General features: G+C 62.9%; 11 protein-coding genes. 6 read left to right on the forward strand and 5 right to left on the reverse strand.

Annotated features, from left to right (window positions below; all coding sequences use genetic code 11):
• Positions 1 to 327 (reverse strand): biotin/lipoyl-containing protein (locus CBW66_RS19235; protein WP_301178834.1); only part of this gene is annotated, 327 nt, incomplete at its 3' end.
• Positions 328 to 421: 94 nt separating this feature from the next.
• Positions 422 to 3,118, reverse strand: a complete 2,697-nt coding sequence (aceE, locus tag CBW66_RS19240) for a pyruvate dehydrogenase (acetyl-transferring), homodimeric type (protein WP_086138912.1) — start codon at positions 3,116 to 3,118, stop codon at positions 422 to 424.
• Positions 3,119 to 3,641: 523 nt separating this feature from the next.
• On the opposite strand from aceE, the gene folD reads away from it, so the two are divergent.
• The 5 genes from folD (at position 3,642) to CBW66_RS19265 (ending at position 8,863) form a co-directional block, all read left to right on the forward strand.
• A complete protein-coding gene (folD, locus tag CBW66_RS19245) occupies positions 3,642 to 4,487 on the forward strand; it encodes a bifunctional methylenetetrahydrofolate dehydrogenase/methenyltetrahydrofolate cyclohydrolase FolD (protein WP_086138913.1) in 846 nt (281 codons plus the stop codon).
• A gap of 93 nt (positions 4,488 to 4,580) precedes the next feature.
• Positions 4,581 to 6,650, forward strand: coding sequence for a M3 family metallopeptidase (locus CBW66_RS19250; RefSeq protein ID WP_086138982.1), 2,070 nt, complete (start codon positions 4,581 to 4,583; stop codon positions 6,648 to 6,650).
• 8 nt (positions 6,651 to 6,658) lie between these two features.
• The gene (locus tag CBW66_RS19255) at positions 6,659 to 7,084 is read left to right on the forward strand and encodes a DNA polymerase III subunit chi (protein WP_086138914.1); all 426 of its coding nucleotides are present in this window, start codon (positions 6,659 to 6,661) and stop codon (positions 7,082 to 7,084) included.
• Entirely contained in the window at positions 7,081 to 7,449 is a 369-nt protein-coding gene (locus tag CBW66_RS19260) for a hypothetical protein (RefSeq protein WP_086138915.1), read from the forward strand. The genes CBW66_RS19255 and CBW66_RS19260 overlap by 4 nt, the downstream gene beginning before the upstream one ends.
• A gap of 271 nt (positions 7,450 to 7,720) precedes the next feature.
• Entirely contained in the window at positions 7,721 to 8,863 is a 1,143-nt protein-coding gene (locus tag CBW66_RS19265; RefSeq protein ID WP_086138916.1) for a branched-chain amino acid ABC transporter substrate-binding protein, read from the forward strand.
• On the opposite strand, the gene CBW66_RS19270 is transcribed toward CBW66_RS19265, so the two are convergent.
• Positions 8,856 to 9,722: a LysR family transcriptional regulator gene (locus tag CBW66_RS19270; RefSeq protein WP_086138983.1), complete on the reverse strand. Its 867-nt coding sequence runs from the start codon at positions 9,720 to 9,722 to the stop codon at positions 8,856 to 8,858. The genes CBW66_RS19265 and CBW66_RS19270 overlap by 8 nt on opposite strands.
• 105 nt (positions 9,723 to 9,827) lie before the next feature.
• Between CBW66_RS19270 and CBW66_RS19275 the strand changes: the two genes are divergently transcribed.
• A complete protein-coding gene (locus CBW66_RS19275) occupies positions 9,828 to 10,835 on the forward strand; it encodes an NAD(P)H-binding protein (protein WP_086138917.1) in 1,008 nt (335 codons plus the stop codon).
• Between the two features lie 21 nt (positions 10,836 to 10,856).
• Here the strand turns inward: CBW66_RS19275 and CBW66_RS19280 are convergent, their stop codons facing one another.
• A complete protein-coding gene (locus tag CBW66_RS19280) occupies positions 10,857 to 11,168 on the reverse strand; it encodes a c-type cytochrome (protein ID WP_086138918.1) in 312 nt (103 codons plus the stop codon).
• 221 nt (positions 11,169 to 11,389) lie between these two features.
• Positions 11,390 to 13,255 carry a dihydroxy-acid dehydratase gene (gene ilvD, locus CBW66_RS19285; RefSeq protein WP_086138919.1) on the reverse strand — a complete coding sequence of 622 codons (1,866 nt, stop codon included), beginning with the start codon at positions 13,253 to 13,255 and terminating at the stop codon, positions 11,390 to 11,392.
• Positions 13,256 to 13,400: the final 145 nt, after the last annotated feature.

The following is a 13,400-nucleotide window of genomic DNA, read 5'->3' on the forward strand; positions in this document are numbered from 1 at the left end:
GGCCGCAGGAGCTGGGGCGGCTTCAGCGGCAGGTGCCGGGGCGGCAGGGGCGGCTGGCGCGGGCGCCGATACCGGGACCGACGCGTCGTCCGCCACTTCCAGCAGCAGCACCAGCGAACCTTCGGCGATCTTGTCGCCMACSTTGACTTTCAATTCCTTGACGACRCCGGCGTGGCTCGATGGRATTTCCATGCTGGCCTTGTCCGATTCGACCGTGATGAGGGACTGGTCGACCTTGACCGTGTCGCCTGGCTTGACCATCAGTTCAATGATCTCGACTTCCTTGAAATCGCCGATATCCGGGACTTTGACTTCCACAATGCTCATAGCTTGCTCCGTTATTTTATTTGTCAGATGGACCCGCACACACGCCAGGGCGGCACTTTCGCACCGCCCTGGCATCATCGGGTCCGCACAACGATTACTGGGTCACCGGATTCGGTTTGTTCGCGTCGATGCCGTACTTGGCGATCGCCTGCTCCACCACCGACACGTCGATCTTGCCTTCGTCAGCCAGCGATTTGAGCGCGGCCACGGTGACATAATAACGGTTCACTTCGAAGAACTCGCGCAGCTTGGCGCGGCTGTCCGAGCGGCCAAAGCCATCGGTACCGAGCACTTTGTAGGTGCGGCCCTTCGGCATGAAGGCGCGGATCTGTTCTGCAAATGCGCGCATGTAGTCGGTCGTGGCGACGATCGGGCCATCCGTGTCCTGCATCAGCGACGTCACGTAAGGCACGCGCTGCTCTTTCGACGGGTTGACCATGTTCCAGCGTTCCGCATCCTGGCCATCGCGGGCCACCAGCGTCAGCGACGGCGCCGACCACACGTCCGCAGCCACGCCCCAGTCGTTTTGCAACAGCTCGGCGGCGAAGATCGATTCGCGCAAGATGGTGCCGCAGCCGATCAGCTGCACGCGCAGCTTGGCGTCCGCACTGCCTTCCTGCAACTTGTACATGCCTTTCAGGATGCCTTCTTCCTGGCCCGGCTTGATGCCTGGCTGGGCGTAGTTCTCGTTCATGATCGTGATGTAGTAGAACACATCTTCCTGGTTGGCGATCATGCGGCGCAGGCCGTCCTGGATGATGACGGCGACTTCATGGCTGAAGGTCGGATCGTACGGCATGCAGGTCGGGATGGTCGCGGCGAAGATGTGGCTGTGGCCATCTTCGTGCTGCAAGCCTTCGCCGTTCAGCGTCGTACGGCCGGCCGTGCCGCCCATCAGGAAGCCGCGGGCGCGCATGTCGGCCGAAGCCCATACCTGGTCGCCAATGCGCTGGAAGCCGAACATCGAGTAGAAGGTGTAGAACGGGATCATGATGCGGTCGTTGGTCGAGTACGACGTCGCCGCAGCGATCCACGAGCTCATGCCGCCCGCTTCGTTGATGCCCTCTTGCAGTATCTGGCCGGCCTTGTCTTCGCGGTAGTACATGACCTGGTCCTTGTCGACCGGCTCGTACAACTGGCCTTTCGGGTTGTAGATGCCGATCTGGCGGAACAGGCCTTCCATGCCGAAGGTACGCGATTCATCGACCAGGATAGGCACGACGCGCTGGCCCAGGTTCGGGTCTTTCAGCAGCGTCGAAATGACGCGCACGAACGCTTGCGTGGTCGAGATTTCACGGCCTTCCGGCGTGGCTTCCAGCACGTTCTTGAACGCGTCCAGGCCAGGCACGGGCAGGCTTTCTTCCGCTTTCTGGCGGCGCTGCGGCAGGTAACCGCCCAGGGCCTTGCGGCGCTCGTGCAGGTAGACCATTTCCGGCGCGTCGTCGGCCGGCTTGAAGAACGGGATGTCGGCCAGCTTGTCGTCAGGGATAGGCAGCGAGAAGCGGTCGCGCATTTCGCGGATGGCTTCGTCGTCCAGTTTTTTCGTCTGGTGCGCCGTGTTGCGCGCTTCGCCCGACTTGCCCATGCCGTAGCCCTTGATGGTTTTCACCAGCAGGACGGTCGGCTGGCCCTTGTGTTCCTGGGCGATCTTGAAGGCCGCGTAGATCTTGTGCGGATCGTGGCCGCCACGGGTCAGGCGCCAGATGTCGTCGTCCGTCATGTTGGCAACCATTTCCAGCAGCTTCGGATGCTTGCCGAAGAAATGCTTGCGCACGTAGGCGCCATCTTTCGCCTTGTAGTTCTGGTATTCGCCGTCGACGGTTTCCATCATCACGCGCTGCAGGATGCCTTCTTTATCTTGCGCCAGCAGGGCGTCCCAGCCCGGACCCCAGATGACCTTGACGACGTTCCAGCCGGCGCCACGGAATTCGCCTTCCAGTTCCTGGATGATCTTGGTGTTGCCGCGTACCGGGCCGTCCAGGCGCTGCAGGTTGCAGTTGACCACGATGACCAGGTTGTCGAGCATGTCGCGCGCGGCCAGGCCGATCGCGCCCAGCGATTCCGGCTCGTCCATCTCGCCATCGCCGCAGAAGGCCCAGATCTTGCGGTTGTCGGTTTTCGCGATGCCGCGCGCGTGCAGGTATTTCAGGAAGCGCGCCTGGTAGATCGCCATGTGCGGGCCCAGGCCCATCGACACGGTCGGGAACTGCCAGAAGTCAGGCATCAGCTTTGGATGCGGGTATGAGGACAGGCCCTTGCCGTCGACTTCCTTGCGGAAGTTCAGCATTTGCTCTTCCGTCAAGCGGCCTTCGAGGAAGGCGCGCGCGTAGACGCCGGGCGAGGAGTGGCCCTGGATGTACAGCAGGTCGCCGCCGTGCTCGGCCGTCGGCGCGTGCCAGAAGTGGTTGAAACCGATGCCCAGCATGTTCGCCAGCGAAGCGAACGAGGACAAGTGGCCGCCCAGGTCGCCGTCGGCGCGGTTGGCCTTGACGACCATGGCCATGGCGTTCCAGCGCATCCACGAGCGCAGGCGCTCTTCGTATTCGAGGTTGCCGGGGCAGTGTGCTTCTTGTTTGGTGGGGATGGTATTGACGTAGGCGGTGGTGCTGGAGAACGGGATCTGGGCGCCGCGGCGGCGGGCCAGGTCAACCATGCGCTCCATCAGGTAATGCGCGCGCTCGGGACCTTCATTTTCCAGCACGGCTTCGAGCGCGTCCAGCCACTCCTTGGTTTCCTGCATATCCGGGTCGGTGCCGATCTGTGTCGTTACCTGGTTCAGTTGAGCTGACATCTGTTGAGTCTCCTTTGTGAACGCCCCACCCCGATTTTCCGGATCGCTGTCGGACGGTATTTCGCTGATTATTTACTATTAAGTCGGTTTAGTGTGGGGATTCTAACAGCGTATTTAGTATTTTTCAAATTACGATATAGCATTTCATATCATGAAATTTCCCTATGAAATTTATGCTGCACTGCCGCAAATTCCGCCCGGAAATTAGGGTGGTCAAAGTACCAAAGATGGCGGCAACATGCACTCATATCGGCAAAATGGATGACAACCCCAGTCGCCCGAACAGGCTCCTCGGGCCAAGCGGGCCTGAAAATGTCGAGGGCAAGGCGCAGCGACGCAGACAGTACGCATGTACGGCAAGGAGCTGCAACGCCGCCATCGGCATTTTCTCAGGCCCGCGCCTCCGGCCCGCCGTTTTACGCCTTTGCACTTTGCATTTGATAGCATGAGCGCCAAAACCGCCCCTTTGCGCCGCCCGGCTTTATAATCTGCTTTTCCCTCCCACCAGCTCTCATCCACTACCATGCCAGCACAACTGATCGACGGAATCGCCCTCTCCCAAAAACTGCGCAGCGAAATCGCCACGCGCGCCGCCGCCCTCACCGCCAAGGGCAGCCAGCCCGGCCTGGCCGTGATCCTCGTCGGCGAAGACCCGGCCAGCCAGGTATATGTGCGCAACAAGGTCAAGGCGTGCGGCGACGTGGGTTTCCACTCGGTGCTGGAGAAATATGAAGCGGACCTGTCCGAAGCGGACTTGCTGGCACGCATCGCCAGCTTGAACGCGGATCCGGCCATCCACGGCATCCTCGTGCAGATGCCCTTGCCCAAGCACATCAATCCGCACAAGGTCATCGAAGCGATCGCCACGACGAAAGACGTGGATGGCTACTCGGTGCTGAGCGCCGGCGAACTGATGACGGGCCTGCCCGGCTTCCGCCCGTGCACGCCGTATGGCTGCATGAAACTGATCGAAAGCACGGGCGTGGACTTGCGCGGCAAGCATGCCGTCGTCATCGGCCGCAGCAACACGGTCGGCAAGCCGATGGCACTGCTGCTCTTGCAAGCGAACGCTACCGTCACCATCTGCCATAGCGCGACCCCGGACCTGGGTCTGTACACGCGCCAGGCGGACGTGGTCGTGGCCGCCGTCGGCCGCCGCAACACCCTGACGGCCGACATGGTCAAGCCGGGCGCCATCGTCATCGACGTGGGCATGAACCGCGACGATGACGGCAAGCTGTGCGGCGACGTGGATTTTGCCGGAGTGAAAGAAATCGCTTCCCACATCACCCCCGTGCCCGGTGGCGTGGGTCCGATGACGATCACCATGTTGCTTATGAATACCGTGGAAGCGGCAGAACGCATTTAAAGAGGGACGCCGCAGAGAACGTCCATGGCAGCGTTGAACTGCCATGAACGTTGCGGGCGCCCCATATATGAAGACAGAATGGACGAACCGACGATGAACACCAATCCCCTGCTTGATTTTTCCGGCCTGCCACGCTTCGATGCGATCACGCACGAGCATGTCACGCCTGCCATCGATACCCTGCTGGAACAGGCACGCGCCACGGTGGCGCGGCTGGAAGCGCCCATGGAAGAAGTGAGCTGGGAAAACTTCGTCGCGCCCCAGGACCAGATCGCCGAAACCCTGGGCCGCGCCTGGAGCATCGTCAACCATTTAAATAGCGTGATCGATACGCCGGAACTGCGCGCCGCCTACAATGCGAACCTGCCCAAGGTGACGGAGTTCTTGACCGAGCTGGGCCAGAACGAAATCCTCTTCGGTAAATACAAGCAGCTGCAGGCCAGCCCCGCTTTCGCCGGCTTGTCGCCGGCGCGCCGGCGCATCGTCGAGAATGCCGTGCGCGACTTCCGCCTGGGCGGCGCCGAGTTGACCGAGGACAAAAAAGAGCGCTTTGGCGCCATCCAGGAAGAACATGCGGCCGTCGGTACGCGTTTTTCCGAAAACGTGCTCGATGCCACGAATGACTACAAATTGCTGGTCGAGAACGAAGCCGAGCTGGCCGGCCTGCCCGACGACGTGAAGGCGGCCGCGCGCGCCGCCGCCGAAAAGGCCGGCAAGCCAGGCTATGAATTCTCGCTGCACTTCCCGTCCTATTACCCGATCCTGCAGTTTGCCGACAACCGCGCGCTGCGCGAAACGATCTACCGCGCCAACGCCACCAAGGCGTCGGACCAGGGCGACGTCTTCAGCAAGAAAGAGGACTGGGACAATACGCACAACATCGTCACCTTGCTGAAACTGCGCGACGAGGAAGCCAAACTGCTCGGCTACGCCAATTTCGCCGAAGTGTCGCTGGTATCCAAGATGGCCACCTCGCCCGCGCAAGTCATCGCCTTCCTGGAAGACCTGGCCAAGCGCGCGCGTCCGTTCGCCGAAAAGGACCTGGCCGAACTGAAGCAATTCGCCCACGAAGAGCTGGGCATCGCCGAACTGCAGGCGTGGGACGTGCCGTACGCGTCCGAAAAGCTGCAGGAACGCCGCTATGCGTTCTCGGCCCAGGAAGTCAAACAGTATTTCCCTGAACACAAGGTGATCGACGGCTTGTTCCGCCAGATCCAGAACCTGTTCGCGGTCGAGATCAAGCCCGATACGGCGCCCGTCTGGCACCCGGACGTGCGTTTTTACCGCATCGAGCGCGACGGCCAGCTGGTGGGCCAGTTCTACCTGGACCTGTATGCGCGCGCGGGCAAGAGCGGCGGCGCCTGGATGGACGACGCGCGCGGCCGCCGCGCCGACGCGCACCGCGTGCAAACGCCGATCGCCTACCTGACCTGCAATTTCACGGAACCGGCCGTGCTCGACGGCAAGGCACAGCCTGCCCTGTTCACCCACGATGAAGTCATCACCCTGTTCCACGAGTTCGGCCACGGCCTGCACCATATGCTGACCGTCGTCGACGAGCTGGGCGTGTCGGGCATCGCCGGCGTCGAATGGGATGCCGTGGAATTGCCGTCGCAATTCATGGAAAACTTCTGCTGGGAATGGGAAGTGCTCGAACACATGACGGCGCATGCCGTCACGGGCGAGCCGCTGCCGCGCGCGCTGTACGACAAGATGCTGGCGGCCAAGAATTTCCAGTCCGGCCTGCAAACCCTGCGCCAAGTGGAGTTCTCCCTGCTCGACATGCATCTGCACTATGACTACGATGCCGGCACGGGCCAGACCGTGCAGCAGCTGATCGACGGCGTGCGCGCCAAATTCGCGCTGCTCATCCCGCCCGCCTTCAACCGCTTCCAGAATTCCTTCGGGCATATCTTTGCCGGCGGCTACGCGGCCGGCTACTACAGCTACAAATGGGCCGAGGTGCTGTCCGCCGACGCCTATGCGGCCTTCGAGGAAGCCCGCGCGCTGGGACCGGCCGCCACCACGGCGGCGGGCAAGCGTTATCTGCAGGAAATCCTGTCCGTCGGCGGCTCGCGCCCGGCGCTGGAATCGTTCACGGCCTTCCGCGGCCGCGAACCGTCGATCGACGCCCTGCTGCGCCACAGCGGCATGGCAGCTTGAATCCCGCCATGAGCCGCGTCGATTTTCACAGCAACGTGCCGGACAAGCTGGCCTACGCCTGCCGCCTGGCACGCAAGGCATATATGGCCGGCAACAAGGTGGTCGTGCTGGTGCAAGACGGCAGCCAGCTCGACGCCTTGAACAGCGCCATGTGGACCATTTCCGCCACGGATTTCCTGCCGCACGTGCTGGCCGGCGACCCGCTGGCCCCGCAAACGCCCATCATCCTGACCGATGACGCGGCGGCCGAGCTGCCGCACCACGACATCCTCGTCAACCTGTCGCAGTTGCCGCCCGCCAATTACGCGCAGTTCCAGCGCGTCTTCGAGATCGTTTCCATGGATGAGCAAGATGCGCAGGCGGGCCGCCAGCGCTTCCTGCACTACCGCCAGCAGGACGTGCAGCCGACGCATTTCGTCGCGGGTAAAACATGAACCAGCCGCCATTCGACCAGGGCATTCCCCTGCTGACGGAGGTGCTGCTGGGGCCGGAGGCGGCTCCCGCCAGCCCAGTAGAGCCTGCTGTCGCGGCAATGCCGGCATTGCCGCCAGCGGTGGCGCAACCCGACTGGGACGCCATCGAACAGCGGCTGACGCAGCGCATCCTGCATCAGGTGCAAGGCAAGATCGACCATCTGCTGGAAGAGCGCATCGCCCACGTGCTGCAGACGGCGCTGCAAAACGCCCTGATCGGCATGCGCGGCGCCCTGCGCGCAGACTTGCAGCAATCGCTGGAACAGATCGTGGCGCACGCGGTCAGCCATGAGCTCGGGCATCTGCATCCGCCGGCGCAGCCCTGAGCATGCCGCGGCATGTCGGGTTACGCGCTGCGCGCTAACCCGACCTGCCCGACCTACCCTATTCTTTCCTCCAACGCCATTCTTTGGTGCGCGCGCGCCTGCGAAATCGGTGCATCGCGCCTCACTTTGGTGATTGTTGCGACAAAATGCAAAAAGCCCGAAATGCGGCTTTGCGCCGCCTGTTTTTTGTTGTACCTTTCTTCACACGCACCGCCTGTCGAAGCGGTTTTTCACGAGACGCCGCCGTATCTTTATCCATTGGAGAATGTTTATGCTGCTCAAGACCAAAGTCCTTCCTCTCGCCCTCGCCCTCGCTTTTGCCGGCCATGCGGGCGCGCAGGAAATCATCAAGATCGGCCACGTCGCCCCGGTCTCTGGCGCCAGTTCCCACCTGGGCAAGGATAACGAGAACGCGGCCAAGATGGCGATCGAGGATTTGAACGCCAAAGGCTTCAAGATCGACGGCAAAGCCGTGAAATTCGTGCTGGTGCCCGAAGATGACGCGGCCGATCCCAAGCAGGGCACGGCCGTGGCGCAAAAGCTGGTCGACGCCAAGGTCAACGGCGTGGTCGGCCACCTGAACTCGGGCACGACGATACCCGCCTCGCGCATTTACTTCAATGCCGGCATTCCGCAGATTTCGCCGGCCGCCACCAACCCGACCTATACCCAGCAAAAATTCAACACGGCCTTCCGCGTCGTGGCCAATGACAACAAGCTTGGAGGCACCCTGGGCGCGTATGCCGTGGGCAAGCTGCAGGCGAAGAAAATCGCCGTCATCGACGACCGCACGGCCTACGGCCAGGGCGTGGCGGAACAGTTCGTCAAGGGCGCAAAAAAGGCGGCACCCGGCGTGCAAATCGTCGGCAAGGAATTTACCAATGCCAACGCGACCGACTTCAATGCGATTTTGACCAGCATCAAGTCGAAAAATCCCGACCTGATCTTCTTTGGCGGCATGGATTCCGTGGGCGGCCCCATGCTGCGCCAGATGAAGGCGCTGGGCATCAAGGCCAAGTTCATGGGCGGCGACGGCCTGTGCACGGAACCGCTGGGCAAGCTGGCGGGCGACGCCGTGGGCGAAGACATGGTCACCTGCGCGGAAGCGGGCGGCGTGACGGGCGCGCAGCAAAAAGGCATGGACGAATTCCGCGCCCGCTACAAGCAGAAATACAATATGGAAGTGCAGCTGTACGCGCCATACGTCTACGATGCCGTGATGACCATGGCCACCGCCATGCAGGATGCGAAATCGTCGAAACCGTCCGTCTACCTGCCGTATCTGGCCAAGGTGCACTACCAGGGCGTGACGGGTCCGATCTCGTTCGATGCCAACGGCGACATCAAGGATGGCGCGCTGACCTTGTTCACCTACCGCGAAGGCAAGAAGACCAAGATGGAAGTGGTCAAGTAAGCGGCTGCGTCGCCACGTAAGCCTGCAAGCCTTCGGCCAGCGCGTCGAAGGTGGCGCGGCAGCGCAGGCTGCCGCGCAAGTCTTCATGCATGGTGACCCAGGTTTCCATCGGCAGCGAAAACGCTTGCGGCAGCACGCGCCGCAGGGCCGGATCGCGCACCGCCAGGCCCGCCTGGCACACGCCGATGCCGGCGCCCGCCCGTATCCATGCCAGTTGCGCCAGGTCGCTGTCGCTGCGCCAGGCAAAGTTTTCCCGCGTAAATCCCTGAAAGGCCGCGCCCGCGTTGCGCACGAAGGGGCTCGCCTCGTCGTAGCCGATGACGGCATGGCGCGCCAGATAATCGGCGTGCGCATGCAGGCCCAGTTCGATCTCGCCCACCTTGCGCGCCACCAGCTGTTCCTGGCGCGGACGCAGCATGCGCACGGCGATGTCCGCTTCCCGGCGCAGCAAATCCTGCACCTTGTTGCTCAATACCAATTCAATGATCAGGCCCGGATAGCGTTCGCGCAAGCGGGCCAGGATGGGCGGCAGCACTTCCACGCCCACCACTTCGCTGGCAGCGATGCGCACGACGCCGGCCACGCCCTGCCCCTGGCTGCTGGCGGCGCGTTCCATCAGGGCGGCAGTATGTTCCATGGTTTCCGCATGGGGACGCAGGGCCAGGGCCACTTCCGTCGGTAGCAAACCCAGCTGGGAGCGTGTAAAAAGGGTGGCGCCCAGCGCCTGCTCCAGGGCGGCGATATGCCGGCCCACGGTGGGCTGCGTGATGGCCAGCGCGCGCGCGGCGCCGGACAGGGAGCCGTGCTTGAGCACGGCCAGCAGCGAACGGTAGTATTCCCAGGCAATCGATGGGTTCATGGTGTCAACTTGGTCATGCATAAATGTATAGCCTGTACGCGATGTTCGTCAATTTCCAATTAGCCTTGTACGGCAGATACTGGCGTCATCAACCACACGGAGGTCATGATGGACACGACAAAAACGGCATTGGTACTGGGCGCCACAGGCGGCATCGGCGGCGAAATGGTACGCCAGCTGGCGGCGGCGGGCTGGCAGGTGCGCGCCATGAAGCGGGGAGAAACACAGCCGGCGCGCGGCGACCGCATTGAATGGCTGCGCGGCGACGCGCTGGCGCGCGCAGACGTGATGGCGGCCGCCAAAGGCTGCGCCGTCATCGTCCACGCCGTCAACCCGCCCGGCTACCGGCACTGGGGCCGGCTGGTGCTGCCCATGCTCGACAACACCATCGCCGCGGCGATGGCCGAAGGCGCCACCATCGTGCTGCCCGGCACCGTCTACAACTTCGGCCCGGATGCCTTTCCCGTGCTGGCGGAAGACGCGCCGCAGCATCCGCAGACGCGCAAGGGCGCCATCCGCGTGGAACTGGAAGCGCGGCTGGAACGGGCCAGCACCCAGGGCGCGCGCGTGCTGATCGTGCGCGCGGGCGACTTCTTCGGCCCCCGCGCCGGCAATAACTGGTTTTCGCAGGGACTGGTGAAACCGGGACAGCCCGTGCGCAGCATCCTGTATCCGGGCGCGCCCGGCGTGGGCCACCAGTGGTCCTACCTGCCCGACGTGGCGCGCACGATGGTGCAATTGCTGGCCATACGCGCCACCTTGCCCGCGTTTGCGCGCTTTCACATGGCCGGTCACTGGGACCACGATGGCCGGCAAATGACGGGCGCGATTGCCCGCGTGGTGGAGCAGGCGACAGGAGCTGCGCCCGCCATCCGGCGTTTTCCGTGGTGGCTGGTGGCGCTGGCCTCGCCCTTCATGGCGACCTTGCGTGAAATGCGCGAAATGCGCTATCTGTGGCAAACGCCCTTGTCCATGGACAATGCGCGGCTGCTGGCCGTGCTGGGCCGGGAGCCGCATACGCCGCTGGACGAAGCCGTGCGGGCGACCTTGGCGGGCATGGGGAATCTGCAGGCTACCGGCAAAAAAAACGCGCCGGGATTGCCGGCGCGCTAATTACAGGTATTGCGGCACAGATTATTTCTGTGCCAGTACCCATTTAACCAGGGTGTGGGCTTCCGCATCGCTCACTTGCGGGTTGGCTGGCATCGGGATCGCGCCCCAGGTGCCGGAACCGCCCTTCATGACTTTCGCCACGAGCTTGGCTTCCGCGTCTTTCTGACCGGCATACTTGGCCGCCACGTCTTTATACGCAGGACCCACCAGTTTCGTGCTCACCGCATGGCAAGCCATGCAGTTCTTGGCTTTCGCCAAATCAGGATTGGCCAACGCTGCTTGCGATGCCAGAGCCGAAACGGCCAATACACTCACCAACATAAAACGTTTCATTGTCTTTTCTCCAAAGTTACTTCCTGCGGCATTTTACTGTGTTTCCGCAGATGCACCACGAGCCTAGATCAAGCGTTTCAATGTAGTCACGCAATGTCGTCTATCAGGCACTCATATTCTGCCCCAACTGCGCGCCCATGACCATGTTGTTTGTAAGGCGATGTAACGACAGGCGGCCCCGCATAGTCAAACGGGGCCGGCCGTCGCACTTATGCAACAGATCAGCGTTTTTTCAGCTGCGACAGATCCCGCACGGCCCCCCGGTCGGCCGACGTCGTCAGCGCCGCATACGCCTGCAGCGCCTGCGACACATAGCGGTCGCGGTTGACGGGCAGCCAGGCAGCGTCGCCCTTCGCTTCCATGGCGGCGCGGCGCGCGGCCAGCTCGGCATCCGTGATGCGCAGCTTGATGGTGCGCTCGGGGATGTCGATGTCGATGAAGTCGCCCTCTTCCACCAGGCCGATGGCGCCGCCTTCGGCCGCTTCCGGCGAGGCGTGGCCGATCACCAGGCCCGAGGAGCCGCCCGAGAAGCGCCCGTCCGTGAACAGCGCGCACGCCTTGCCCAGGCCCTTCGACTTGATGTACGAGGTCGGATACAGCATTTCCTGCATGCCGGGGCCGCCTTTCGGGCCTTCGTAGCGGATGATGACGACGTCGCCTTCATGCACGGTATCGGCCAAAATCGCTTCAACAGCGGAATCCTGGCTTTCGAACACGCGCGCCTTGCCCGAGAATTTCAAGATGCTTTCATCGACGCCCGCCGTCTTGACGATGCAGCCCTTTTCGGCCAGGTTGCCGTACAGGACGGCCAGACCGCCATCCTGCGAGTAGGCGTGCGCCTTGTCGCGGATGCAGCCCGTGCTGCGGTCCGTGTCGACAGCGGCGAAGCGCTCCGACTGCGAGAACGCCGTCTGCGTCGGCACGCCGCCCGGCGCGGCGCGGAACAGTTCATGCACGGCCGGATCGTCGGTGCACTTGATGTCGTTTTGCGCGATGGCGTCGGCCAGGGTCGGCGCGTGGATGGTCGGCAAGGTGGTATTGAGCAGGCCGGCGCGCGCCAGTTCGCCCAGTATCCCCACGATGCCGCCCGCGCGGTGCACGTCCTCGATATGGTATTTGTCCGTCATCGGCGCCACCTTGCACAGGCACGGCACCTTGCGCGAAATGCGGTCGATGTCGGCCATCGTAAACTCGACTTCCGCCTCGTGCGCGGCGGCCAGCAAGTGCAGCACGGTATTGGTCGAGCCGCCCATCGAGACGTCGAGCGCCATGGCGTTCTCGAACGCGGCCTTGGTGGCGATCGAGCGTGGCAGCACCGAATAATCGTCCTGCTCGTAGTGGCGCTTGGCCAGTTCCACGATCAGCCGGCCGGCGCGCAGGAACAGCTGCTGGCGGTCCGAGTGCGTGGCCAGGATGGTGCCGTTTCCGGGCAGGGCCAGGCCCAGTGCCTCCGTCAGGCAGTTCATCGAGTTGGCCGTAAACATGCCGGAGCACGAGCCGCAGGTGGGGCAGGCCGAGCGCTCGATCTCCGCCACGTCGGCGTCGGAGACGGTGCTGTCGCCCGCCTTGATCATGGCGTCGACCAGGTCCAGCTTGATGATCTTCTGGCTGCCATTGACCACCTTGACGACCTTGCCCGCTTCCATCGGACCGCCGGAAATAAACACCACGGGGATGTTGATGCGCATGGCGGCCATCAGCATGCCCGGCGTGATCTTGTCGCAGTTCGAGATGCAGACCATGGCGTCGGCGCAGTGGGCGTTGACCATGTATTCGACGGAATCGGCGATCAGGTCGCGCGAGGGCAGCGAATACAGCATGCCGCCGTGGCCCATGGCGATGCCGTCATCGACGGCGATGGTGTTGAATTCCTTGGCCACGCCGCCCGCTTTTTCGATCTCGCGCGCCACCATCTGTCCCAGGTCTTTCAAGTGCACGTGGCCGGGCACGAACTGGGTAAACGAGTTGACGACAGCGATGATCGGCTTGTCGAAGTCGCCATCCTTCATGCCGGTGGCGCGCCACAGGGCGCGGGCGCCAGCCATGTTGCGGCCGTGGGTGGTGGTGCGGGAGCGGTATTGCGGCATGATGGGGTCCTTCCAAGGATGATTGATGCCTGACTGCGCGGGTTTGCAGAAAAGTTCGCAGCAAAACCCTGCATGCAGTGGGGGTACGCCAGATTGCCTTGCGCGCGCCCCACTGTCAAATATATGATGCACGCTCCTGTGAGTC

Origin of the sequence: Janthinobacterium sp. GW456P, from assembly GCF_002127655.1 — a bacterium.
Lineage (GTDB): Bacteria > Pseudomonadota > Gammaproteobacteria > Burkholderiales > Burkholderiaceae_D > Janthinobacterium.